The organism is Inhella sp., assembly GCF_041912635.1.
Lineage (GTDB): Bacteria > Pseudomonadota > Gammaproteobacteria > Burkholderiales > Burkholderiaceae_C > Inhella.
Genome location: NZ_JAYRMO010000002.1, coordinates 1 through 24,058 on the forward strand (window position 1 = coordinate 1; position 24,058 = coordinate 24,058).

General features: G+C 68.6%; 22 protein-coding genes. 13 read left to right on the plus strand and 9 right to left on the minus strand.

Translation table 11 applies throughout. The features are described from left to right. A partial coding sequence (locus tag ACE3QP_RS01055; RefSeq protein ID WP_374432856.1) for an IS3 family transposase occupies positions 1 to 677 on the plus strand: 677 nt, incomplete at its 5' end. 316 nt (positions 678 to 993) lie between these two features. Here the strand turns inward: ACE3QP_RS01055 and ACE3QP_RS01060 are convergent. From ACE3QP_RS01060 to ACE3QP_RS01075, 4 genes are all read right to left on the minus strand, one after another. Further along, a complete protein-coding gene (locus ACE3QP_RS01060) occupies positions 994 to 1,647 on the minus strand; it encodes a hypothetical protein (protein ID WP_374432857.1) in 654 nt (217 codons plus the stop codon). A 398-nt stretch (positions 1,648 to 2,045) separates the two neighbouring features. Further along, positions 2,046 to 2,339, minus strand: a complete 294-nt coding sequence (locus ACE3QP_RS01065; protein ID WP_374432859.1) for a hypothetical protein — start codon at positions 2,337 to 2,339, stop codon at positions 2,046 to 2,048. Positions 2,340 to 2,528: 189 nt separating this feature from the next. Further along, positions 2,529 to 3,323, minus strand: a complete 795-nt coding sequence (locus tag ACE3QP_RS01070) for a carbon-nitrogen hydrolase family protein (RefSeq protein ID WP_374432861.1) — start codon at positions 3,321 to 3,323, stop codon at positions 2,529 to 2,531. Positions 3,324 to 3,328: 5 nt separating this feature from the next. After that, positions 3,329 to 7,363, minus strand: coding sequence for a YhdP family protein (locus tag ACE3QP_RS01075; protein ID WP_374432862.1), 4,035 nt, complete (start codon positions 7,361 to 7,363; stop codon positions 3,329 to 3,331). Here ACE3QP_RS01075 and glnE point away from each other — a divergent pair. Beyond that, a complete protein-coding gene (gene glnE / locus ACE3QP_RS01080; protein WP_374432864.1) occupies positions 7,362 to 10,151 on the plus strand; it encodes a bifunctional [glutamate--ammonia ligase]-adenylyl-L-tyrosine phosphorylase/[glutamate--ammonia-ligase] adenylyltransferase in 2,790 nt (929 codons plus the stop codon). The genes ACE3QP_RS01075 and glnE overlap by 2 nt on opposite strands. Beyond that, positions 10,127 to 10,732, plus strand: coding sequence for a rhomboid family intramembrane serine protease (locus ACE3QP_RS01085; RefSeq protein ID WP_374432867.1), 606 nt, complete (start codon positions 10,127 to 10,129; stop codon positions 10,730 to 10,732). Before glnE ends, ACE3QP_RS01085 begins: the two co-directional genes overlap by 25 nt. On the opposite strand, the gene ACE3QP_RS01090 is transcribed toward ACE3QP_RS01085, so the two are convergent. The 3 genes from ACE3QP_RS01090 to ACE3QP_RS01100 are packed head-to-tail and all read right to left on the minus strand — an operon-like array spanning position 10,686 to position 12,698. Next, complete coding sequence (locus ACE3QP_RS01090) at positions 10,686 to 11,156, minus strand: CreA family protein (protein ID WP_374432869.1); 471 nt, start codon at positions 11,154 to 11,156, stop codon at positions 10,686 to 10,688. The two genes, ACE3QP_RS01085 and ACE3QP_RS01090, sit on opposite strands and share 47 nt — an antisense overlap. Positions 11,157 to 11,187: 31 nt before the next feature. Further along, on the minus strand, positions 11,188 to 12,543 hold the full coding sequence (gene chrA, locus ACE3QP_RS01095; protein WP_374432870.1) for a chromate efflux transporter: 1,356 nt from the start codon (positions 12,541 to 12,543) through the stop codon (positions 11,188 to 11,190). Continuing rightward, positions 12,540 to 12,698: a hypothetical protein gene (locus tag ACE3QP_RS01100; protein WP_374432871.1), complete on the minus strand. Its 159-nt coding sequence runs from the start codon at positions 12,696 to 12,698 to the stop codon at positions 12,540 to 12,542. Before ACE3QP_RS01100 ends, chrA begins: the two co-directional genes overlap by 4 nt. 281 nt (positions 12,699 to 12,979) lie before the next feature. Between ACE3QP_RS01100 and ACE3QP_RS01105 the strand changes: the two genes are divergently transcribed. Together ACE3QP_RS01105 and ACE3QP_RS01110 are read left to right on the plus strand one after the other, a co-directional pair. Further along, positions 12,980 to 13,738 (plus strand): helix-turn-helix domain-containing protein, encoded by a 759-nt coding sequence (locus tag ACE3QP_RS01105; RefSeq protein ID WP_374432873.1) that lies wholly within the window; start codon positions 12,980 to 12,982, stop codon positions 13,736 to 13,738. A 48-nt stretch (positions 13,739 to 13,786) separates the two neighbouring features. Further along, positions 13,787 to 14,710, plus strand: a complete 924-nt coding sequence (locus tag ACE3QP_RS01110) for a hypothetical protein (protein ID WP_374432874.1) — start codon at positions 13,787 to 13,789, stop codon at positions 14,708 to 14,710. A 7-nt stretch (positions 14,711 to 14,717) separates the two neighbouring features. Here ACE3QP_RS01110 and ACE3QP_RS01115 read toward each other — a convergent pair whose 3' ends face one another. Next, the gene (locus ACE3QP_RS01115) at positions 14,718 to 15,185 is read right to left on the minus strand and encodes a YciI family protein (RefSeq protein ID WP_374432875.1); all 468 of its coding nucleotides are present in this window, start codon (positions 15,183 to 15,185) and stop codon (positions 14,718 to 14,720) included. A 60-nt stretch (positions 15,186 to 15,245) separates the two neighbouring features. On the opposite strand from ACE3QP_RS01115, the gene ACE3QP_RS01120 reads away from it, so the two are divergent. From ACE3QP_RS01120 to ACE3QP_RS01155, 8 genes are all read left to right on the plus strand, one after another. Next, positions 15,246 to 17,207 carry a U32 family peptidase gene (locus ACE3QP_RS01120; protein WP_374432876.1) on the plus strand — a complete coding sequence of 654 codons (1,962 nt, stop codon included), beginning with the start codon at positions 15,246 to 15,248 and terminating at the stop codon, positions 17,205 to 17,207. A 35-nt stretch (positions 17,208 to 17,242) separates the two neighbouring features. Further along, positions 17,243 to 17,629, plus strand: coding sequence for a VOC family protein (locus ACE3QP_RS01125; protein WP_374432878.1), 387 nt, complete (start codon positions 17,243 to 17,245; stop codon positions 17,627 to 17,629). 142 nt (positions 17,630 to 17,771) lie between these two features. Next, the gene (locus ACE3QP_RS01130) at positions 17,772 to 18,083 is read left to right on the plus strand and encodes a chaperone NapD (protein WP_374432880.1); all 312 of its coding nucleotides are present in this window, start codon (positions 17,772 to 17,774) and stop codon (positions 18,081 to 18,083) included. Positions 18,084 to 18,169: 86 nt separating this feature from the next. Then, positions 18,170 to 20,713 carry a nitrate reductase catalytic subunit NapA gene (gene napA, locus ACE3QP_RS01135; RefSeq protein ID WP_374432881.1) on the plus strand — a complete coding sequence of 848 codons (2,544 nt, stop codon included), beginning with the start codon at positions 18,170 to 18,172 and terminating at the stop codon, positions 20,711 to 20,713. Positions 20,714 to 20,717: 4 nt separating this feature from the next. Further along, positions 20,718 to 21,515 carry a ferredoxin-type protein NapG gene (gene napG, locus ACE3QP_RS01140; RefSeq protein WP_374432883.1) on the plus strand — a complete coding sequence of 266 codons (798 nt, stop codon included), beginning with the start codon at positions 20,718 to 20,720 and terminating at the stop codon, positions 21,513 to 21,515. Then, positions 21,512 to 22,363, plus strand: a complete 852-nt coding sequence (gene napH, locus ACE3QP_RS01145) for a quinol dehydrogenase ferredoxin subunit NapH (RefSeq protein WP_374432885.1) — start codon at positions 21,512 to 21,514, stop codon at positions 22,361 to 22,363. Before napG ends, napH begins: the two co-directional genes overlap by 4 nt. 2 nt (positions 22,364 to 22,365) lie before the next feature. Then, entirely contained in the window at positions 22,366 to 22,854 is a 489-nt protein-coding gene (locus ACE3QP_RS01150) for a nitrate reductase cytochrome c-type subunit (RefSeq protein WP_374432886.1), read from the plus strand. Positions 22,855 to 22,864: 10 nt separating this feature from the next. Then, complete coding sequence (locus tag ACE3QP_RS01155; protein WP_198113029.1) at positions 22,865 to 23,497, plus strand: NapC/NirT family cytochrome c; 633 nt, start codon at positions 22,865 to 22,867, stop codon at positions 23,495 to 23,497. Between the two features lie 58 nt (positions 23,498 to 23,555). Here ACE3QP_RS01155 and ACE3QP_RS01160 read toward each other — a convergent pair whose 3' ends face one another. Further along, positions 23,556 to 24,032 (minus strand): ferredoxin-type protein NapF, encoded by a 477-nt coding sequence (locus ACE3QP_RS01160; protein ID WP_374432889.1) that lies wholly within the window; start codon positions 24,030 to 24,032, stop codon positions 23,556 to 23,558. Positions 24,033 to 24,058: the final 26 nt, after the last annotated feature.

The window sequence follows — 24,058 nt, forward strand, 5'->3', positions numbered from 1 at the left end:
AGCCCGTGAAGGCCCTGATCGAAGCCAATCCGAGCTTCGGCTACCGCACGGTGGCGCACCTGCTGCGTATGAACAAGAACACCGTGCAGCGCATCTTCCAGCTCAAGGGCTGGCAGGTGCGCAAGCGTCCAGTGGGAAAGCGTCCGCGCATCCAGGCCCTGCCTTCGGTGGCCAAGGCTCCCAACGAACGCTGGGCCACGGACCTCTGCCGGGTCTGGGCTGGGCGCGATGGCTGGTGCACCTTGGCCCTGGTGATCGATTGCTATACCCGCGAGTTGCTGGGCTGGCACTTGAGCCGCAGCGGCAAGAGCAAGACCGCCGAGGCCGCCTTGGAGCAGGCCTTGATTGCCCGCTTCGGCTGCCTGGGCAAGGTCAAGGAACCCTTCCTGCTACGCAGCGACAACGGTCTGGTCTTCACCAGCCACGCCTACACAAAGCTGGCCAAGGGCTACGGCTTGCAGCAAGAGTTCATAACGCCCTACAGCCCCGAACAGAACGGCATGGTCGAGCGGGTGATCCGCACCCTCAAGGAACAGTGCGTGCATCGCACGCGCTTCGAAACCCTGCAGCACGCCAGCCGTGCCATCGGGGACTGGATCAACTTCTACAACCGCGAGCGGCCGCACCAAGCCCTACGCATGAAAACCCCTGCCGAGGCCTTCGCCAAAGCAGCCTGACCTGAGCAGAAACCGCTGGGTCAATACACCCGCGCATACCGCGAGGGGTTGCCAGCTTTCAAATGGCCCACGCGCGAGCCAGTGCCTGACCGTTCGTGGCTGTGCCTTCAGAGCCGGTGAAAAGGTCGCCGCATCGCGGTAGCCCTCACAAGGGCAGCGGGGTCAGGCCTTTAGTTTGCAAGGGCAGCGGGGTCAGGCCTTTAGTTTGTAGGGGTTCAGATTAAAGGCCTGACCCCGGCACCGTCCCAAGCGCCAAAACTCTGATGTTCAACTATCTCACCGTGGACCGATACAGCAAGTTCGTAGCTGCGCTAGATCAACTCGCGCTGGTGTTGGTCCTCAGCCGTTTAGCAGAAATGCGAACCCCACCATCGCCTTCTTTAGTGGCGTCCATGTTTGTGGCCTCGACTATGAACTCGTGGCCGTCAATGCAAACGAAAAAGCGCAAGTGCCTGTAGCCAGCAGACCAATCCGCGCCCAGTTTGTGTTCGAAGGCGAAATCGGAGATTCGGTCATATGTCAGAGAGGGCAACTCGGCGTCCACTTCTTGATTGGCCAACTTAAGAATCAAGAGCGCGATGGCAACATTGTTCGGGTCATTGAATGCCTTTTCCGGGTCGGACGCTTCGGCCTTGATTGAAAGGCTTACCTGCAGGTCGGAAGTCGCACCGCGTCGATCCAACCACACTTTGTCAGTTAGAAGCCACCACGCCTCGCCGGGACTGGCTTCAACGTGAATGCACGCTCCCTGACGGACAACCCGAAGCGTGAACGGCTCGCCGCCATTGAGCTTGGGATGCTGCAGGACGCCCCAATCAATGAACGGGACGCCGGCGCCGTGTTTAAGAGCCAGTAAAGAGTTTGAGAACTTCCCGAAAACACGCCCAATCGCACCACGGTTTACGTTGAATAGCAGATAGACCTGCCCAGTCGCCATCGACTGCTTTGCAGCAGCCAGAATGGCGTTCACGGCAGTTGAATCGTAAGGGCGCTTGAATGCGAAGTAGAAGATCAGAATTGAAAGGCCGCAGGTCGGAACACCAAGTGCGATTGCGGTGAAAAATAGGATTCGGGGACGAGGAAAAGGAATCATTGATTTCCGTCTATCTGGGTGACAACCGTGCTTTCATGGGCAAGTTTTGCGGTCACCGCTTCAAGTTCTCTCAGGTTGCGGAAGCGAATGAACTCAGACGCGCGTTGAGACTATGGTGGCGAACGCTTTTGGCCGCTGCTGTGCGCGTGAGCCGGGGGTCGTGAACTTGAGGCGTTTAGCCCTATTCGCTTTGCGCACTTCCCCTTGGCTTGAACCTGGAATGCCCCAGCGGCGGTAGGCTGAAGCCAGCTTGAACGATCTGACAGTCCTTCGGGTCAACACAGCAACAGCCGGACGTACATGTTGAGTCGGTCGTTCATGCGTTTCAGTTCGGCCTCATCACGGCAAGCATGAAACAGCGTTCGGTTCCCAGTTGAAAAGTCAGAAAGCACTTGATCAACTGGCGTGCTCCATGTGCCATTAAAGACATAGACCTTCCCGTTCAGTGCCTTCACATGGTTGATATGCGACCGAACAACCAACTTTTCGGTGAAGACAAAAATCCAGAATTCATTCTGGTAGCTCCCCAAAACGACGGCATCCTGTTCGTCGCGATTGATCATGTACACGACGGAGTCGCCAGGATTCATATTGAACCCCACATGCTTGAAGACAAGGCACAAATATTGAAGTTCAACTCGGTTTTCCTTGCGAGGCTGCGCAGTTATTGATGGGAGCGGCGGAGTGGTCTCCCGTTGGATGTATGCATATCCAGTTCAAAAGATCTCGAAACTGGTCTCCGGGACAGTCAGCCACTCTCACAACCGCCGATGCTGCAAACAAGGCAACGCCTTGCGGACCGCCTCCAGCCGCCGCCGTTCCAGAACAGCCACTGCCATCCCCTCCCCCTCGGCCACCTCGGCCAACACCTCGCCCCAGGGGTCCACGATCATGGTGTGGCCCCAGGTCTTGCGGCCGTTCTCGTGCGTGCCGCCCTGCGCCGGGGCCACCACGTAGGCCAGGTTTTCGACCGCGCGGGCGCGCAGCAGCAGTTCCCAATGGGCCTTGCCGGTGGTGTGGGTGAAGGCCGATGGGGCGCAGATGAGCTCGGGGGCCAGGGCGCGGTAGAGCTCGGGGAAGCGCAGGTCGTAGCAGATCGAAAGCCCGGTGCGCCAGCCGGCCAGGTCGAAGGCCACGGGTTGCTGGCCGGCCTGCTGGACGCGGCCTTCGTCGTAGCTTTCGCCCAGGCCGCTGTTGAAGCTGAAGAGGTGGATCTTGTCGTAGCGGGCGGCCAGGTGGCCGTCGGGGCCGTAGACGAGGCTGGTGTTCGTGACCTTGCCGCTGGCGGCGCGCAGCGGCAGGGTGCCGCCGAGCAGCCAGATGCCGTGGCCGCGGGCCAGGTTTTGCAGGGTGTGCTGGATGACGCCGGGGGTGTCCAGGGTTTCGGCGATGCCGAGCTTGTCTTCGTCGTTCTGGCCCATCAGGCAGAAGTACTCGGGCAGGGCGACGAACTGGGCGCCGGCGGCGGCGGCCTCGCCGACCCAGTGGGCGGCGCGGGCCAGGTTGTCGGCGGCGCGCGGGGTGGAGACGAGCTGGAGGGCGGCGACTTTCATGGCGTTCACTTCGGTGCGGAAGGGGCGGAAGGTGCGGATGCGGGAGGAGCCGGGATCTCGGGCTTGTCGAGCTTTTCCACCTTCGGGTCGGCCCAGGGGCCGGTGATGTGGAACTGCTGGGTGCCGGCGGCGGCGATGGGCCGGCGCAGGATCAGCTGGGCCAGGAAGGTGGTCAGGCCGATGGCGGGGTTGATGGCGGCATAGGCCAGCGAGGCGCCCCCGGCATTGACGTCCGGCACCATCAGGACCTTGAAGTCGGCGGTCTCGCGCAGCAGGTCGGCCTTGCCGTCCATCAGCACGCTGGCCTGCGGGCCGCGCATGCGCAAGTTGCTGCTGCGGGCGATGCCGCGCTCGATCTGCACGTCGCCCCCAAAGTCGTCGAAGGCGAAGCCGTCGGCGAACACATCGCGCCAGTCGAACAGCAGGCGGCGCGGCAGGGATTGCAGGCTGAGCACGCCGAGCAGGCGCGCCGCGCCCGGCTGGGCTTTGAGGAACTGGCCGGCGCCCAGCTGCACGCTGAACTGGCCGTCGAGGTTGGGGATGTCGAAGCTGAGCGGCGAGCCGCGCCAGCTCAGGCGGCCCTTGAGTTCACCCTGGCCGCCGCGCACGGTGTCGGGCAGGCCCAGATTGGCCAGCCAGCTGCCGCTATTGGCCAGTTCCAGCTGCCAGTCCAGTTCGGTGCGGTGGCTCTGCGGGCGCCAGGCGCCCTGGGCTTTGAGTGTGGCGTCGGGGTGCTGCAGGCCCAGATGGGCCAGCGACCAGGGCTGGCCGGCCGGCGCGCCCGTGGCCTTGACTTCCAGGCGGCCCAGCTTCATGCCGCGCAGCTCGAAGTCGTCCACCACCAGGTCCAGGCCCGGCAGGGGGCCGTTGGCTTCGTCCAGCGCCTGGTCGGCGCGCGCGGCCTCGCTCTTGGGCAGGGAGAGCCGCGCCAGCCGCGCCAGCAGCTGGCCGGGCTGGCCGGCGCTGCCGCCTTCCTGCCATTCCGCATAGCCGCTGATGGGTTGCGATTGCAGGGTGAAGCGCCAGACCGGCCGCCCGGCCACTTCCATCTCGCGGCTGGCAGCGGCGCTGATGTCGCGCAGCACGCGGCCGGCCACGCGCAGCTCGGGGGTGTTCAGGGCAATGCGGCTGGGCGCCACGCCGGCACCGGCGCCCTGCGGGCCCAGGCCGTGCAGCACGGCGCGCCAGGCGTCCAGGTCGATGCGGGGCAGGTTCAGGTTCAGCCACAGGCCCTGCTCGGGCAGGCTGGGCTCGGGCCCGCTGCCCACGCGCAGGCTGCCGCGCAGGGCCTGGCCGGGCGCGCGCTCCAGCAGGCCCTGGTGCGGGCCCAGGGCGATGCGCAGGCGGTCCACGCGCTGCAAGTCGGTGCGCCAACTCAGCTGCAGCGGCCAGCTGGCCTCGGCCGGCTTGGCGAAGGGCTCGGGCAGGCTGGCGCCCAGGCCGCTGAGCGGGCTTTGCAGGCTGAGCTCGCTGCCCTGGGCGTTCCACACGCCCTGGAACTGGAAGGGCGAGAGCCCGTTCAGCTTGCCCGCCAGGCCACTGACCATGGGGCCGAACTCGGTGGCGGCCTTCAGGCCTTCGGCGCTGGCGCTGCCTTGAGCGCGCAGCAGCAGGCTGCGATCCGGCTGGCTGCCGCCTTCCACCTTCAGCTCGCCGCCTAGCCAGCGCGCCTGGCCGCTGGGGATCTGCAGGCCGGCCTCGGTGAAGTTGGCCAGGGCACGCACGTTCTGGAAGGGCGGCAGGTCGGGGCGCAGGCGCAGTTCGTTGCCGGCCAGTTGCACGCTGCCCTGCACGGTGGTGCGCTCGGGGTGCTGCAGGGGGATCTGCAGCGCCAGCTTGCCGGCCACGGGGCCGCTGGCCTGGGCCAGGTCGAGCGCGTGGCCGGTCCAGCCGCCAATCGGGGTGTTGCGCATGAACTGCAGCGCGTCCTGCGCCGGGCCCTTCCAGCTGCCGTCGATCTTCATCACCGGCTCGCGGCCCAGGTGGGCCACCACGGCCTGGGTGACCTGCGCTTCCAGATTGCCGACCTTGGTGCGGGCGTTGCGGATGCGCATGCCCGGGCCTTCGAAGCTCAGTTCGCCGTTGAGCTCCTCCAGCGCGGGCCAGGGGGATTGGTAGGCGGGGCCGCGTTCATCCGCGCCGTGGCTGGGCACGAAGGCGTAGCGCAGGCCCTGGGCCTTGGCGGTGACCTTGAAGACGCCGCCGCCGTGTTCGAAGGGGAAGTCGTCCAGCGCGCCCTTGAGCGTGAGCTGCACCTGGCGGGCCTCGCCGGCCTGGAGCGATTCGGCCAGGTAGCGGCGCACGCCGGCGTCCAGCGGCAGCGGCAGATAGCGCGGCAGGGCGCGCACGTCCAGGCGCGGCAGCTTGGCGTTCAGCTCCAAGTGGCCGTGGCGCTTGGGGTCGTTCGGGCTCGCGCTGCGCCAGCGGCCGTCCAGCTCCAGGTGGCCATCGGCGCTGCGCAGCTTGGCCTGGCGCAGCTGCACGTCCCAACTGTCGGCCTGGCGCTGCCATTGCAGCTGCAGCTGCGCCTGCTCCAGCGGCAGCTGTTCGTCGGCCAGCAGGCCGGGCCAGGCCACATGGCCCTCGCGCAGGCTGATGCGCGCCTGCCCGCCCTGCTCGCTGGCGTTCAGGCTCAGCGCCGCGCCCTGCAGGCCGGGCTGGCCCAGGCCGGGCCTGCCGTCGGGCGCGGCGCTGGCGGGCAGTGCGGCCCAGGCCAGGCCTTCGGCGCTGGCGTCCACGCGCCATTGCGCAGGGGCGTCCAGGCTGCCTTGCCACTGCGCCAGCAGCTGATTCACGCGGCCCTGCGGCTGGCGGCTTTGCAGTTCGCGGTGCAGGGCCTCGCCCAGGGGCAGGCGTTCGGCCAGGGCGGCCAGCAGGCCCAGGTCCAGGCGGTCGGCCTGCAGCTGGCCGCCTTGCAAGCTGCCGGGCGCCAGCGGCTGCCACAGGCCGCGGCTGGCGGGGTGCTGCAGGCTCAGGGTGAGCTGGCTGGGCGCCCAGTGCTGCGCCGGGCCCTCCCCATCCTGCAGCTGGAAGCGCAGGCCGCGCAGCTGCCAGCGCGTGCCCTGGGGCTGCTGGCTCCAGCTGATGCGGGTTTGCAGATCGGCCAGCTGCAGCGGCTGCACGCGCGGCGTGAGGCGCAGGGCCACGGCGCGCAGGGCCAGGTCCAGGTCGGCGCTGTGCAGGCTGCCCTGCTTCAGCTCGGCCCAGAAGCGCAGGGCGCCGTCGCCCTCGTTCAGGTCGAAGGGCAGGCTGAAGTGGCGGCGCAGCTCGGCCACGCGGGCGCGCGGCAGCTCGGCGTAGAACAGGCCGTTCCAGCGCTTCCAGTCGCTCGGCCGGGCCAGGAAGGGTTGCGTCACGCGGGCGCGCAGGCTCAGGCGCTCGCCCCAACCGGGCGGGGGCACGGCGTCGATGCGCAGCTCGTGGCGGCGCAGGCCGTTGCGCCACAGCAGGTCCACGCCCTGCAGCACCAGGGGCTCGGCGCTGCGGGTTTCGTCCACCCAGCGCAGGCGCCCGCCCTGGATGGCGAACTCGTGCTGGCGCAGCAGCCAGTCGGCCAGGCGAGTGTCCTCTGCGGCGCCTTCGGTGCGCAGGCGTTGGCCGGCCACCCAGATCTGGCCCTGCGCGTCGCGGCGCAGCTCCAGCTCGGGTTCATGCAGGTAAAGCTGCTCCAGGCGCGGCGTGAAGGTGAGCAGCGAGCGTGCCGAGAGTGCGGCGGTGACGCGCGGCAGGTGCAGCGCCGGGCGGCCGGCGGCGTCCAGCAGCGTCACCTCGCGCAGGTCCAGCGCCGGGATCCAGCCGGCCGTGCGCACCTCGATCGCCCCAATGCGCACCGAAGACCCCAACCAGCTTGTGGCGCGCTGCTCCAGCTCGGGGCGCCAGCGATCCACGTTCGGCAGAATCACCCAATGCAGGATCAGCCACAGGCTGAGCAAGACAAACCACAGACCCAGCACCACCCACAGCAATGCCCGCAGGCCGCGGCGCAGCCAGCGGGCGGGGCGATGCGAGGCCGCAGCAAACTTGGACAGGACAGAGGACATGGGCGCAGGGCCTGAAGTGTCGCCGCTGAACGCCGGCGCGATGGATGAGGCCGACGCGGCGGCACACAGCCGGTTCGTGCAGCGCATCCGGCGCCGCTACGCCGCCGAATTGGCCTTGCTGCCGCCCGGCGCGCTGGATGAGGCCGCGCTTCGAACGCTGGTGCAAACCCTCGAAAGCCAGGGCCGCCCCCTGCCCGCCGCACTGCGCGTGGCACGCCAGCTCTGGCTGGAGCGCCTGGCCACGCTGGATTGCGCGGGCCAGCTGCCGCTGGCCGGTGTGACCACCGCCATGACCCTGCTGGCCGAGGTGACGCTGGACATCGCCGTGCAGGCCGCCCGCACCGAGCTGGCCGAGCGCCACGGCCGGCTGCGCAATGCCGAGGGCCAGGAGGTCGCCTTCTGGGTGATGGGCATGGGCAAGCTGGGCGCGCGCGAGCTGAACGTTTCGTCCGACATCGACCTCATCTATGTGTACGAGGAAGACGGCGACAGCGACGGCCCGGTTTCCTTGAGCGCTGCCGAGTACTTCGGCCGCGTGGCCAAGCGCCTGACCACGCTGATCGGCGACGTGACCGAGGACGGCCAGGTCTTCCGCATGGACCTGGCGCTGCGCCCCAACGGCAACAGCGGCCCGCCGGCCTGCAGCCTGGCCGCGCTGGAAACCTACTTCTACGCCCAGGGCCGTGAATGGGAACGCCTGGCCTGGCTGAAGAGCCGGGTGGTGGCGCCACGCGACCCCGAGACCTTGAAGCGCGCCCAGCAGCTCAGCCAGCTCGTCACGCCCTTCGTGTACCGGCGCTATCTGGATTACTCGGTGTTCGAGGGCCTGCGCCAGATCCACCGCATGATTCGCGAGGAGGCGCAGCGCCGCGCCGCCGGCCGGCCCGAGCGCGCGAATGACGTCAAGCTCAGCCGCGGCGGTATCCGCGAGATCGAGTTCATCGTCCAGCTGCTGCAGGTGGTGCGCGGCGGCCAGTTCCCCGAGATCCGCACCCGCTCCACGCTGAAGGCCCTGGACCGCCTGGCCGCTGCCGGTCTGATGAAACCCGAGGCCGCGCGCCTGCTGGCGGGCGACTACGAGTTCCTGCGCCAGGTCGAGCACCGCATCCAGTACCTGGACGACCAGCAGACCCACTGCCTGCCCGGCGCCGTCGAAGACTTGCGCTGGATCGCCCGCACCCTGGGCCTGCAGCGCACCGAGGCCAAGCCCTGCCAGGGCTTCGAGGACCACGCCGCCTGCCCGCTGTTCGAGCGCCTGTGCGAAACCCGCGAGCGCGTGGCCGCCGAGTTCGATGCCCTGCTGCACGAAGGCCGCGCGCCCGGCGGGCCCTGCAAGCCCGGCAGCTGCGGCGCCCCGGCCAGTCTGACCAGCGAAGACTTCCTGGCCGCCCTGCCCGAACCCCTGCAGGCCGCGGTGCGCGCCTTTGCGCAGCAGCCGCGCGTGCAGGGCCTGAAGGAAACCGCCCAGCAGCGCCTGGCCCAGCTGTTCCAGCGCGCCGCCCAGCAGGTGGCGCAGGGCCATTGCGAGGCCGCGGCGGCGGCGCGCTTCGTCGATTGGGTCGAGCCCCTGCTGCGCCGCGAGGCCTATCTGGCCCTGCTGATCGAGCGGCCCGCGGTGCTGACGCGCCTGCTGCGCCTGCTGGGCCTCGCCCGCTGGCCGATGCGCTACCTGATGCAGCACCCCGGCGTCATCGACGAGCTGGCCGATGTGCGCCTGCTGCACGAACGCTTCGAGCCCGCCGCCTTTCGCCAGGAACTGGCCGAGCGCCACGAGGCCTGGGTGCGCGCCGGTGAGGACGACGAGGAATCCCTGCTCGACGCCCTGCGCCGCGCCCACCATGCCGAGGTCTTCCGCACCCTGGTGCGCGACGTCGAGGGCTGCATCACCGTGGAAGAGGTGGCCGACGACCTCAGCGCCCTGGCCGACGCCCTACTGCAAACCGCCATCGACTGGTGCTGGGCGCGCCAGTTGAAGCTCGGCAAGGCGCACCGCGCGCAGCCGCGCTTTGCCGTCATCGCCTACGGCAAGCTGGGTGGCAAGGAGCTCGGCTACGGCTCCGATCTGGATGTGGTGTTCCTCTATGACGACGAGGACGAAGCCGCCCCCGAGGCCTATGCCGGCTTCGTGCGCAAGCTGGTGCCCTGGCTGACCCTGCAGACCCGCGCCGGCGGCCTGTTCGACATCGACACCGCGCTGCGCCCCAATGGCAACAGCGGCCTGCTCGTCAGCAGCCTGAAGAGCTTTGCCGCCTACCAGGAAGGGCGCGGCAGCAACACCGCCTGGACCTGGGAGCACCAGGCCATCACCCGTGCGCGCTGGTGCGCCGGCGACGCCGCCCTCGAAGCCCCCTTCGAGGCCGTGCGCCAGGGCGTGATGCAGGCCGCGCGCGAGCCCGCCGCACTGAAGGCCGAGGTGCTGGCCATGCGCGACAAGCTGCGCCAGGCCCACCCGGTGCGCGCCGGCCGCTTTGATTTGAAGCACAGCCCCGGCGGCATGCTGGACGCCGAGTTCGCGCTGCAGGCCCTGCAGCTGCTGCACAGCGCCGCCCACCCCGAGCTGATCCCCAACCAGGGCCTGATCGCCCTGTTGCAGCGGGCGGAACGCGCCGGCCTGCTGGGCCCGGGCATCGGCCGCGCCGCGGCCGATGCCTACCGCGAACTGCGCCGCGCCCAGCACCGCCTGCGCCTGGACGAACAGCCCACCCATCTGGACGAGGCCGAGCTGGGCGAACTGGCCGGCCACCGCGAAGCCGTGCGCGCGCTGTGGGCGGCCGTCTTCCCGGGCTGAGCTGGCTGCTGCTGGGCCTGGCCGCCGCCTGCGCGGCCGGCCTGGCGCTGCGGCCCGAGGCCTGGAACTGGCAGGCCGGGCGCTGGCTGGCCGAGCCCTGGCGGCTGTGGAGCTGCGTGCTGGTGCATGGCTCGGTATTGCATGCGGCGGGCAACTGTGTCGGCGCCTTGCTGCTGGCCGCCTTGGCCGCCCGCGCGGGTGCTGGTCGTCGCGACCTGCTGGCCCTGCTGCTGGCCTGGCCCTTGATGCACGCGCTGCTGGCACTGCGGCCGGATCTGCCGGCCTACTTCGGCGCTTCCGGCCTGCTGCATGGCGCGGCGGCGCTCATCGGCCTGCGCCTGCTGCAGCACCCGGGTGGGGCGCGCGCCGTGGGCGCGGCCCTACTAGCCGGTCTGGCGCTCAAGCTGGGCCTGGAGCAACCCTGGGGGCCGGCCCTGCGCCACGAGCCCTTCTGGGGCGGCATGGCCACGGTGCCGCTGGCGCATGCGCTGGGCGTGGCAAGCGCCGCGCTGGCTTGGCTGCTGCTGCGCCGCCTTACTTCAGCGGAATCGCCGTCTCACGCGAAACCGGCACCGCGGTGACGCTGTTCTGCGGCGAGCCGTCGATCAGCCGGTCGGTATAGGTTAGATACACCAGTGTGTTGCGCGCCTTGTCCACCATGCGCACAACGCGCACGCGCTTGAAGAGGATGGAGGCGCGTTCGCTGAACACCTCCTCCTGCTGCGGCAGCGCGCCTTTGGGGAAGCCGATCTCGCCCACCTGGCGGCAGGCGATCGAGGCCTCGGCCTTGTCTTCGGCCAGACCGAAGGCGCCCGAGAGGCCGCCGGTCTTGGCGCGCGAGACGTAGCAGGCCACGCCGGCCACCTTGGGGTCGTCGTAGGCCTCCACCACCACCTTGTGGTTGGGGCCGATGAGCTTGAAGGCGGTCGAGACCTCGCCGACGTTCTCGGCCAGGGCCGGGGTGGCGAGCAGGCTGCAGAGGGCCAGGCAGGTGAGGGTCTTCATACGGGGCTCCAGGAGGCCTGGCACTTTAGGTTCAGCGCAAGCCCGGCAGTCCGCTGATCAGCAGCCCGACCCCGGCGCAGCCCGCCAGCAGCGGCAGCACGCCGACCTTGAAGCGGAACAGCGAGACGCCGGCGGCCAGTGCGATGGCGCAGGCGCCCAGATCGAAGCGCCCGGCAAAGCCCTGCGGCCAGAACACATGCCAGGCGAAGAACAGCGCCAGATTGAGGATCACCCCCACCACCGCGGCGGTGATGGCCGACAGCGGCGCCGTGAAGCCCAGCCGGCCATGCGTGGCCTCCACCAGCGGCCCGCCGGCCAGGATGAAGACGAAGCTGGGCAGGAAGGTGAAGAAGGTGACCACGGCCGCGGCCAGGGCGCCGCCGAGGAAGAGCGCCTCCGGCCCCAGCACCTGCTGGCCCCAGCCGCCCACGAAGCCGACAAAGGCCACCACCATGATCAGCGGCCCCGGCGTGGTCTCGCCCAGCGCCAGGCCGTCCACCATCTGCGCGCCGCTGAGCCACTGGTAATGCTCCACGGCGCCCTGGTAGACATAGGGCAGCACCGCGTAGGCGCCGCCGAAGGTCAGCAGCGCGGCCTTGGTGAAGAACCAGCCCATCTGCGTGAGCGCGCCCTGCCAGCCGTACTGAACGGCCAGCAGCCCCAGCGCGGCCAGCCACAGGCCCAAGCCGATGCCCAGCACCTGGGCCAGGCGGCGGCGCGAGAAGTGCGCATGCGCGGGCGTCGGCGTGTCGTCGTCGATCAACGCCGGCCCGTAGCCGGCCTTGGCGCTGCCGTGCCCGCCGCCCAGCGCGAACACCTGCGGCCAGCGGCGCGCGCCGAAGTGGCCGATCAGGCCCGCCGCCAGCACGATGGCGGGGAAGGGCGTATCGAACGCGAACAGGGCCAGAAAGGAGGCGGCGGCAATGGCCCACATCCAGCGGTTCTTCAGCGCCCGCGTGCCGATGCGGTGCGCGGCATGCAGCACCAGGGCCGTGACGGCCGGCTTGAGGCCGTAGAACAGGCCGGCCACCACGGGCAGGTGGCCGAAGCGCAGATAGACCCAGCTCAGGCCCACCAGGATGAAGAGCGAGGGCAGCACGAACAGCGCCCCCGCCACGATGCCGCCCCAAGTCCGGTGCAGCAGCCAGCCGAGGTAGGTGGCGAGCTGCTGCGCCTCCGGCCCGGGCAGCAGCATGCAGTAGTTGAGGGCGTGCAGAAAGCGCTGCTCGCTGATCCAGCGCCGCCGCTCCACCAGCTCGGTGTGCATGATGGCGATCTGCCCGGCCGGGCCGCCGAAGCTGATGAAGCCGAGCTGGAGCCAGAAGCGCAGGGCTTCGGCAAAACCCACGGGGGCGGGGCGGGTCTGGGGCGCGGGGGCGGTCGTCACGCGACCAATGTATCGGCGCGAGATGACGGCCGTGTCACCGCGCGGCGGGCGCCGGGCCAGAGCAGATAGCCCAGCACGCCCAGCGAACCCAGCGCCAGCGTGGCCAGGGCCCAGGGCCAGAAGCGGCGGCCGCTGGCCTTGGCATCCTGCGCCACGAAGCCCAGCAGCAGCAGGCAGCTGACGATCAGGTCGATCGTGATTTGCGTGCTGCCCGGGTTGGCGAAGCCGCCTTGCCAGAGCCCGAGGTAGCCGACCTGGGCCAGGGCTCAGAGCGAGTAGGCGCCGAAGGCGAGCGTGACGATCCAGAGCAGGGGGCGGGGCATGGTGATCTCCTGGTTGGGTTGAAGGCGGCGCCAGTGTTGGCGCCGCGGTGCATGGCCGCAATGACCTGCCAGGTCATGGCCGCCAGTGCGCCGGCCGCGTAGGCTGCGGCCCCATGCGCCTGACCACCGCCCCCCACCCCATCACCGCCCTGCGCCGCGAGCGCCGCATCAGCCAGCTGGAACTGGGCCTGCGCGCCGGCGTGTCGCAGCGGCACCTGAGCTGCATCGAGACCGGCCGCGCCCAGCCCGGCCGCGCCACCCTGCTGGCCCTGCTGGATGCGCTGGAGGCGCCGCTGGAGGCCCGCAACGCCGCGCTGCTGGCGGCCGGTCTGGCACCGCAGTACAGCCAGCATGCGCTGGACGCCGAACCCCTGGCCCCGGCCCGCCAGGCGCTGGAGCGCCTGCTGCACGCCCCCGGCGCCGCGCCGGCCCTGGTCATCGACGCCGAGTGGAATCTTCTGATGGCCAATGCCGGCGTACAGCGCCTGCTGGAGCTGCTCGGCATTCCCTTCCCGGCCTGCCAGCCCAATCTGCTCGACTTCCTGCTTGGCCCCCAGGGGCTGCGCGGCTGCGTGCTGAACGAGGCCGAGGTGTGCGGCGAGGTGCTGCACCGCGCCCGCCGCGAGGCCCTGCATGTGCCCGCCCTGGCCCAACGCCTGCACACCCTGGGCCCGCTGCCGGACTGGCCGCTGCCCCAGGTGCAGGCGCCGCTGCTGTTCACCCGGTTGCGCGCACTCGACGGCCAAGTCTTGAGCCTGTTCTCAATCTTCAGCAGCTTTGGCGCGCCGCTGGACGTGACGCTGGCCTCGCTACGGATTGAGCATCTGTTTCCGGCGGATATGCAGACCGCGCAGGCGCTGGGGATGGGTTGATCGCGGCGCGAGCGCCTAGGATCCAGCCCAGTAAAACAAGGGGGCAGCATGGGTACCAGTACCGGCATGCGCGGCAAGGATCTGCAAAAGTTCCTGATGGTGGCGCGCGATCAGAACGTCATCCTGCTCGTGCGGCACACGAATGAGGACTCGCTCGTCTACGTGGGCAAGCCGGGCTACTACGCCAAACCGGCCCTGCTGAAGGCCAAGACCGCCGACCTTGACCCCCCGGCCGTGACGCGCAGTGTGGCCGGACGCCTGGTGGCGCAGACCTACCGCATTGCCGGCCTGGTGGTGCACCCCGGCATGCACCCCGGTGCCTACAAGCCCGCCAAGCTGGCCAAGGCCCTGCAGGCCTGGGAAGACGGCATGAAACTGCTGGCCGGCGCCAACCTGCCCGCAGCGGGCGACCCGCTGAAGTTGGAGAGCTGGGCGGCCTGGGGCGTTGGGCGCGTGGCGGCCTGCTCGTCCGATTGGCGCTGGCGCGTCGACGTCGATCCGGCCTCCAGCCACTTCGGTTGCCTGCAACTCAGCCGCGCTGGGCTCGATTGGGCCTACATCCACGGCGATTACGACCTCAAGGACGTCATCGTGCCGGGCCGTGAGACGGTCAACCAGCGTGCCGAGGGCAAGCTGCATGGCGTCAAGAATTACACGCCAGTGCTGGAGCGGGGCAACTTTGAGCGTGTGCGCGAACAGTTGAACCAGCTGATCGGGGCTGACATGGTCCAGCACGGTGCCGAAGCCCAGTTCGCCTGGCATGGCGACGAGCCCATCACCGTGGCTTTTCCGAACTGGACCTTCCTGGTTCTGAACGATGCCGTGACGGTGCAGCGCTGGTACGAACAGCTCAACCGCAGTGTGCTGGCCACGAAGGGCCATGACTACGCGGCCGACCGCTCGCGCATGTTCCATTTCGGACCCCAGGGCATGTTTGCCCCGGGAGCCCTGCCGTTTGCCAGCTGGGGTTGAGCCGGGCTCAGAACGGCTTCTTCGCCACCTTCGCGTGGTGCTCGTTCACCAGCATCAGCGCCGCTGAGCCGAAGTAGCGGTGGTACTCGGCCACCATCTCGCGCTGGGCGATCACCGGATCGGTGGCGACATGCTGCTTGGCGGTCTCGATGTCCGGCACCGCCAGCACAAAGAGGCCGCGCCAGCCGTCCACGCCATCCAGCGGGCCGGCCAGGGCCAGCACGCCGGCATCGGCCAAGCGTTTCATGTTGGCGAAGTGGCCCTTGAACATGGCGTCGCGCGCCTCGCCCTTGGGAACCGGCGTGCCGCTGGACTTCAGAATCACCAGCACGTAGGCGCGCATGCCGTTGTCGTTGGCGCCGACGCGCTGCGCCAAGGCTTCGTCGTAAGTCGGCGCTGGAGCGGTCTGGGCCGCAGTTTGGGCGCTAGCCAGCAGGGGCAAGCTGAGGGCCAGGGCGTGCAATAGATGGCGCATGGCGGTTCGGTGGCGCGGGGGAAAGGCCCCGAGCCTACGCCTGCCTTCCTAAAATTCGGCATGTCCCGCGCCCCGCTCGAACTCCTTGCCCCCGCCCGCGATGCCGATATCGGCATCGAGGCCATCAACCATGGCGCCGACGCCGTCTACATCGGCGGCCCCGGCTTTGGGGCACGCGACAAGGCGTCCAACCCGATCGAGGACATCGCCCGTCTGGCGGCGCATGCGCGCCTCTTCCACGCGCGCATCTTCGTGACGATGAACACCATCCTGCGCGACGACGAGCTCGAAGGCGCGCGCCAGCAAGCCTGGCAGCTGTACGACGCCGGCGTGGACGCACTGATCGTGCAGGACATGGGTCTGCTGGAACTCGACCTCCCGCCGATCCAGCTGCACGCCAGCACGCAGACCGACATCCGCACGCCCGAGAAGGCGCGCTTCCTGCAGGACGTGGGCTTCAGCCAGATGGTGCTGGCGCGTGAGCTCGATCTGCAGCAGATCGAGGCCATCCGTGCCCAGGTGCAGCAGGCCAAGCTGGAGTTCTTCGTGCACGGCGCGCTCTGCGTGGCCTACAGCGGGCAATGCTTCATCAGCCACGCGCACACCGGGCGCAGCGCCAACCGCGGCAGCTGCAGCCAGGAATGCCGGCTGCCCTACACGGTGAAGGATGCGCAGGGCCGCATCATTGCCCACGACAAGCATGTGCTGAGTCTGAAGGACAACGACCAGAGCGCCAACATCGAGGTGCTGGCCGATGCCGGCATCCGCAGCTTCAAGATCGAGGGCCGCTACAAGGACATGGCGACGGTCAAGAACGTGACCGCGCATTACCGACAGCTGCTCGACGGCCTGATGGAGCGCCGCGGCCGCGACTACGAACCCAGCAGCCATGGCCACTGCCGCTTCACCTTCACGCCCGAACCCGAGCAGGCCTACAACCGCGGTGGTACCGACTACTTCGTCAACGGCCGCAAGATCGACATCGGCGCCTTCGACACGCCCAAGCACGCCGGCATGCCGATCGGCCATATCGGCAAGGTGGGGGCGGATTACTTCGAGATCGACACCGGCGACGCCGCCATCCAGCTCAACAACGGCGACGCGCTGACCTGGTGGGACCGCCAGGGCGAGCTGCAGGGCGTGCCGGTGAACGTGGCCACGCACATCGAGGGCACGCGCTGGCGCATCGATCCGAACCTGAACCGCAGCACGCAGTTCAGCGACTTGAAGGACCTGTTCCCCAACACGCCGGTGAGCCGCAACCGCGACATGGCCTGGGAGCGCCTGCTCGCCAAGCCCAGCAGCGAGCGCCGCATCGCCGTGGACCTGAACCTGGCGCAAACGGCCGAGGGCTTCGAGCTCAGCCTGAAGGACGAGACCGGCGTGAAGGCGGCCGTGCGCATCCAGCACCCGCATGAGAGCGCACGCGACGCCGCCCAGGCCGAGGCCCAGCTGAAAGACGGCCTGGCCAAGCTGGGCGACACGATCTTCGAAGCCCGGCGTGTGCGCCTGAGTTTGCGAGAGCCCCTGTTCCTGCCGGCCGCCAAGCTCAACGCCCTGCGCCGCGAAGGCGTGGCGGCGCTGGAAGCCGCGCGCGCCGCCGCCTTCGAGAAGCTGCCGCGCGACGCCGAGGTGCAGCCCCCCGTGCCCTACCCCGAGGACACGCTGAGCTATCTGGCCAATGTCTACAACAGCCAGGCCGCCGCTTTCTATGCCCGCCATGGCGTGAAGGTGATTGGTGCCGCTTACGAAAGCCACGAGGAGCTCGGCGAGGTCAGCCTGATGATCACCAAGCACTGCGTGCGCTGGTCACTCAGCCTGTGCCCCAAGCAGGCCAAGGGCGTGACGGGCGTGCAGGGCACGGTGCGCGCCGAGCCGCTGACTCTGCAGCATGGCGAGGACCTGCTGACCCTGCGCTTCGACTGCAAGCCCTGCGAGATGCATGTGGTGGGGGCGATGCGCAAGAACGTTCTGAAGCAGCTCAAGGCCGAGCCTGTCACCTTCTACCGGACGCGACCCTGACGTAGGCTGCGGGCTCCACCCCGCGGGAGCCCGCCATGTCTGGAATGCGTCTTGGAGCCTTCTCCGTCAGCCTGGCCGTCAAGGACCTGGGCCTTTCGCAGGCCTTCTACGAGAAGCTCGGATTCAGCCCAGTGGCCGGCGATGCCGCGCAGGGCTGGCTGATCCTGCGCAATGCCGATGACATCACCATCGGCCTGTTCCAGGGCATGTTCGAGAAGAACCTGCTGACCTTCAACCCCGGCTGGGGGCCGCGCTGCGAGAACCTGCCCGACTTCACCGACGTGCGCACCCTGCAAGGCCAGATCGAGGCTGCCGGCATCACGCCCACCGAGCGCGTCAACTCCACCGCGGTCAGCGGTCCGGCCTTCTTTACGCTGACCGACCCGGACGGCAATGCCATCCTGGTCGATCAGCATCGCTAGGGAAGCCCCCTAGGAGACGGCGCCACGCCCGGGTTGGCCTGATCTGCATCAGATCCTCAACCGGCACAACTTGATCTCGCTCAAGTTCCGGCGCAGCATCGCCCCGGACACTGCGTTCACCAATTTGGTGCAGGAGGCTTGGATGTCGATTCTGGGTGTGGTGTTGCGGGTGCCCGCAGGCGCGGTGGCCGAAGTGCAGGCCCAGGTGCTGGCCCTGCCCGGTGTGGACGTGACCCACAACCCCGGCGATGGCCGCCTGGTGCTGGTGATTGAGGACGTGGCCGAGCGCTCTGCCGCCGCCACGCTGGGTGAGATCGCCCAGATGCCGCAGGTCTGGTCCAGCACCCTGGTGTACGAGTACTCAGGGGTGGATTCCCCGGCCCCCGAGGCGCATCAAACCGGCCAGCTGGACTGGCGCCGCAACCTCAGCGATCTGGATGGTGTGCGTCCTTGACTCCGTTCAAGGCAGCCGCAGCCCCATCCCCCGAGGATTCCCGCAGAACGAACACCCGGCCAACGGCCGCAGCAGGAGCGAACCCCATGGACGCCAACCGTCGTGACTTTCTGAAGACCCAGGCCGCTACCGCTGCCGCCTCCGCCGCCGGCCTGCCGGTGGTGATGATGCAGAACGCCGAGGCCGCGCCGGCCGCCAGCACCGTGCGCTGGGACAAGGCGCCCTGCCGCTTCTGCGGCACCGGTTGCTCGGTGGTGGTGGGCGTGCAGGACGGCAAGGTCGTGGCCACGCAGGGCGACCCCGAGTCGCCGGTGAACCGCGGCCTGAACTGCATCAAGGGCTACTTCCTGTCCAAGATCATGTATGGGCAGGACCGCCTGACCACGCCGCTGCTGCGCAAGAAGAACGGCGTGTACGACAAGGAAGGCGACTTCGTGCCGGTGAGCTGGGACGAGGCCTTCGACATCATGGCCGCCAAGTGGAAGGAGGCCCTGAAGGCCGAGGGCCCCGGCTCGATCGCCATGTTCGGTTCGGGCCAGTGGACGATCTTCGAGGGCTATGCCGCCGCCAAGCTGTGGAAGGCGGGCTTCCGCTCCAACAACCTCGACCCCAACGCGCGCCACTGCATGGCCTCGGCCGTGGCCGGCTTCATGCGCACCTTCGGCATCGATGAGCCCATGGGCTGCTACGACGACATCGAGCAGGCCGACGCCTTCGTGCTCTGGGGCAGCAACATGGCCGAGATGCACCCGATTCTGTGGACCCGCATCACCGACCGCCGCCTCTCGCACCCGCAGACCAAGGTGGCCGTGCTCTCGACCTTCGAGCACCGCAGCTTCGACCTGGCCGACCAGCCCATCATCTTCAAGCCGCAGACCGATCTGGCGATCCTGAACTACATCGCCAACTACATCATCAAGAACGGCAAGGTGAACCAGGAGTTCGTCAAGAAGCACGTCAACTTCAAGAAGGGCGCCACCGACATTGGCTACGGCCTGCGCCCGGTGCATGCGTTGGAAAAGGACGCCACCAGCAACGGCTACCCCGGTGCCGACGGCAAGCCCAAGGGCAACCCGAACGACGCCACGCCGATGAGCTTCGAGGAATACGCCAAGTTCGTCAGTGAGTACACGGCCGAGAAGGTCAGCGAACTCTCGGGCGTGCCCGTCAAGCAGCTCGAAGACCTGGCCAAGCTGTATGCCGACCCTAAGGTCAAGGTGGTCAGCTTCTGGACCATGGGCTTCAACCAGCACACCCGGGGCACGTGGGCCAACAACATGGTCTACAACATCCATTTGCTGACCGGCAAGATCAGCCAGCCGGGCAACAGCCCCTTCAGTCTGACCGGCCAGCCCAGCGCCTGCGGCACCGCGCGCGAAGTGGGCACCTTCGCCCACCGCCTGCCGGCTGACATGGTGGTGACCAACCCCGAGCACCGCAAGCACACCGAAGAAATCTGGGGCCTGCCCGAGGGCACCATCCCCGACAAGATCGGCCTGCACGCCGTGGCGCAGAGCCGCGCGCTCAAGGACGGCAAGCTGCGCTGCTACTGGGTCACCACCAACAACAACATGCAGGCCGGCCCCAACATCAACGGCGAGATCCTGCCGGGCTGGCGCAACCCCAAGGCCTTCGTGGTGGTGAGCGACCCCTACCCGACCGCCAGCGCCATGGCGGCCGACCTGATCCTGCCCGCCGCGATGTGGGTGGAGAAGGAAGGCGCCTTCGGCAACGCCGAGCGCCGCACGCAGTTCTGGCGCCAGCAGGTCAGCGCGCCGGGCCAGGCCAAGAGCGATCTGTGGCAGTTCATCGAGTTCAGCAAGCGCTTCAAGATCGAAGAGGTGTGGCCGGCCGAGCTGCTGGCCAAAAAGCCCGAGCTGAAGGGCAAGACGATGTTCGACGTGCTCTACAAGAACGGCAAGGTCAACAAGTTCCCGCTGGCCGACATGGGCAAGGTCAACGGCAAGTACATCCCCGACTACAAGAACGACGAGAGCCAGCAACTCGGCTACTACCTGCAGAAGGGTCTGTTCGAGGAATACGCCGAGTTCGGCCGCGGCCATGGTCACGACCTGGCCCCCTTTGACACCTACCACGAGGTGCGCGGCCTGCGCTGGCCGGTGGTGGATGGCAAGGAAACCCTGTGGCGCTTCCGCGAGGGCTATGACCCCTACGTGAAGGCCGGCGAGGGCGTGAAGTTCTACGGCCACAAGGACGGCAAGGCGGTGATCTACGCGCTGCCCTACCAGCCCGCCGCCGAGAGCCCGGACAAGGAGTTCAACCTGTGGCTGTGCACCGGCCGTGTGCTGGAGCACTGGCATACCGGCACGATGACCCGCCGCGTGGCCGAGCTGCACCGCGCCGTGCCCGAGGCCCTGCTCTACATGCACCCGGACGACGCCAAGGCCCGTGGCCTGCAGCGCGGTATGAAGGTCAAGGTGGCCTCGCGCCGTGGCGAGATCCACTGCCAGGTCGAGACCAAGGGTCGCAACAAGGTGCCGCGTGGCCTCGTCTTCGTGCCCTTCTTCGACGAAGGTCGGCTGGTCAACAAGCTCACGCTGGACGCCACTTGTCCGATCTCGAAAGAGACCGACTTCAAGAAGTGCGCCGTGAAGGTGCTGAAGGCTTGAGGCCATGAACCTGAACCGCCGCAACCTGCTGCAGGGCGCTTCCAGCGCCGCCGCTGCCTGCCTCACGGCCGGCGGCGCGGCCCTGGTCGCGCACCCGGCGCAGGCGCGGCCGGCCCAGGCCTTGCGCCCACCGGGCGCGCTGAACGAACCCGAATTCCTGGCTGCCTGCGTGCGCTGCGGCCTGTGCGTGCGCGACTGCCCGCCGCAGAACCTCAAGCTCAGCCAGTTCGGTGATGGCGTGGGCCGCGATGTCGCCATCGGCACGCCCTACTTCGTGGCGCGCGAGATCCCCTGCGCGATGTGCGAGGACATCCCTTGCGTCAAGGCCTGCCCTACCGGCGCGCTGGATCCGGCGCTGAAAGAGATTGAAAAGGCCCAGATGGGCCTGGCGGTGCTGATCGACCACGAGAGCTGTCTGAACTTCCTGGGCCTGCGCTGCGACGTCTGCTATCGCGTCTGCCCGGTGATCGACAAGGCCATCACGCTGGAAAAGGCCAGCAACCCGCGCAGCGACCGCCACGCCCTGCTGCTGCCCACCGTGCATGCCGACGCCTGCACCGGCTGTGGCATGTGCGAGCAAAGCTGCGTGCTGGAACAAGCCGCCATCAAGGTGCTGCCGCGTGAACTGGCGCAGGGCAAGCTGGGCGGCCACTACCGCAAGGGCTGGGAGGCCGAGAACCGCGGCTACCAGCCGCAATACAACCTGCCCAGCCAGCGCCTGCCGGAGCAGGGCACAGACATCGCGCCGCTGCGTGACGGCAGCCCGGCCTATCCACAGCCGGCTTCGGGGGCGAAGCGATGAGCGCCGTGCTGCCGCTGCCGGCCGTCACCGCCAAGCCCTGGTGGAAGCGCCAGCGCTGGCTGCTGCTGCGCCGCGTCAGCCAGCTGGGCATCTTCACGCTCTTCCTGCTCGGGCCACTGGCCGGCATCTGGATCGTCAAGGGCAATCTGGCCAGCAGCCTGACCCTGGGCGTGCTGCCGCTGACCGACCCCTTCGTGCTGGCGCAGAGCCTGGCGGCGGGGCACCGGCCCGAAGCCGCCGCGCTGATTGGCGTGGCCATCGTCCTCGCCTTCTACGCCGTGTTCGGGCGCGTGTACTGCTCCTGGGTCTGCCCGGTGAACCTGGTGAGCGACAGCGCCGGCTGGCTGCGCCGCAAGCTCAAGATCACCACCGGCCGCAGCCCCAGCCGCAGCCTGCGCTACTGGCTGCTGGCGGCCGTGCTGGGCGCGGCCGCGCTGACCGGCCAGGCCGTCTGGGAAGCCGTCAACCCCGTCACGCTGACCCAGCGCGCGCTGATCTTCGGCGGCAGCCTGGCCTGGGCCGCGGTGCTCGCCGTCTTCCTGTTCGAACTGCTGGTGGCGCCGCGCGGCTGGTGCGGCCACCTGTGCCCGCATGGCGCCGCCTATGCACTGCTGGGCAGCAAGCCTTTGCTGCGCGTGGCCGCCACGCACAGCAGCCGCTGCAACGACTGCGGCGACTGCTACGCCGTCTGCCCCGAGCCGCAGGTCATCGTCATGCCGCTCAAGGGCAAGCAGGGCCACGGCCCCGTCATCACCGATCGCGAGTGCACGGCCTGTGGCCGCTGCGCCGATGTCTGCACCACCGACGTCTTCCGATTCACCCACCGTTTCGACACAAGAAGGGACTGACCATGAAAGTACCCGGCTTCTTCAAGCGCTTTGGCCCCGTACTGCTGGCGCTCTCCGTCTTTGCCATCGGCGTGGACCAGGCGCGCGCGGCCGATCCCAAGCCCGCAACCGCCGCCGAGCCCGTCAAGCTGCAGGGTCTGCGCGGCGGCACGCCGCTGAACCAGGACAACCCGCCGGCCAACCACCGGCAGGAACGCGATCACCCGGTGGGTGACCGCGATTTTGTGCAGATGCCTCCGCTGATTCCTCACACCATCGGCGGCTATCAGATCACCAAGAACTTCAACAAGTGCATGGACTGCCATGCCTGGCAGAAGACCAAGGAGAGCGGCGCCACCAAGATCAGCGTCACCCACTTCAAGACCCGCGAGGGCGTGGAGCTGGACACTGTGAGCCCGCGCCGCTACTTCTGCACCCAGTGCCATGTGCCGCAGAGTGATGCCAAGCCGCTGGTCGGAAATACGTACGAACGTGCCAAAGGCATGAAGTGAGGGCCCGGCCATGAAAGCCCTCATCCAACGCGCCTGGGCCTTTGCCCACACCAAGCAGTTCTGGGTTCTGTTCGCGGCCTTTGCCGGCGGCATCATCTTCTGGGGCGGCTTCAACACGGCGATGGAGTGGACCAACCGCGAGGCCTTCTGCATCTCCTGCCACGAGATGGAGCAGAACGTCTTCGTCGAGTACCGCAACACCATCCACTACCAGAACCGCACCGGTGTGCGTGCCACCTGCCCGGACTGCCATGTGCCCAAGGAGTGGGGCCCCAAGATGATCCGCAAGATCCAGGCCTCCAACGAGGTGCTGCACAAGATCCTGGGTTCCATCAACACCCCCGAGAAGTTCAATGCCAAGCGCCCCATCCTGGCCGAGCACGAGTGGGCGCGCATGAAGCGCAACGACTCGCAGGAATGCCGCAACTGCCACAACTTCAGCTACATGGACTACGCCGAGCAGAACAGCCGCGCGGCCACGCGCCACCAGGTGGCCTTTACGGCGGGGCAGACCTGCATCGACTGCCACAAGGGCATCGCGCACACGCTGCCGCCGATCGAGCAGCCGATCGGCGCGGCCAAGGAAGGTGCGGTGCAGCTGCCCCCGAGCAACGCCGCGTCCGATTCGGCCCCAGGGCGCTGAGGGCCTGAAAGTCCGGTGCTGGCCTGCGGCGGCGCGAGCCCCGCAGGCCAGCCTTTTTTCAGGCGGGCACCACCAGCTTGATGGCCTGCGCCGGGCAGCCGCCCACGCAGGCCCCGCAACCGGTGCAGGCCTGCAGGTCCAGCACCGGCACCGGCGCGCCGCCACGCCGTGGCGGGAAGCGCAGGGCGCGTGCATCGCAGGCGTCGCCGCAGACGCGGCAGTCCACGCCACGCTGCGCCAGGCAGCTGCTGCTGATCTGCGCCTTCCAGGGGCCGAAGCCCGGCGCAGCAGCCAAGGCGCCCGGCGTGCAGGCGCGCTGGCAGGCGCCGCAAAAGTCGCAGCCGGCGCGGCTGAAGTCCATCTCCGGGAAGCCCCCGCTGCCGCGCCGAATCACCTGCGGCGGGCAGGCGGCGATGCAGGCATCGCAGCGCGTGCAGGCTTGCTCGAACGCGGCCTCGGGCAGGGCGCCGGGTGGGCGCTGAATCGCCGCGGCAGCGGGTTGGGCACGGAAGAAGAAGCGGCGGCGCGGATCCATCACCGCATTCTGGGCGCAGGCCCGCC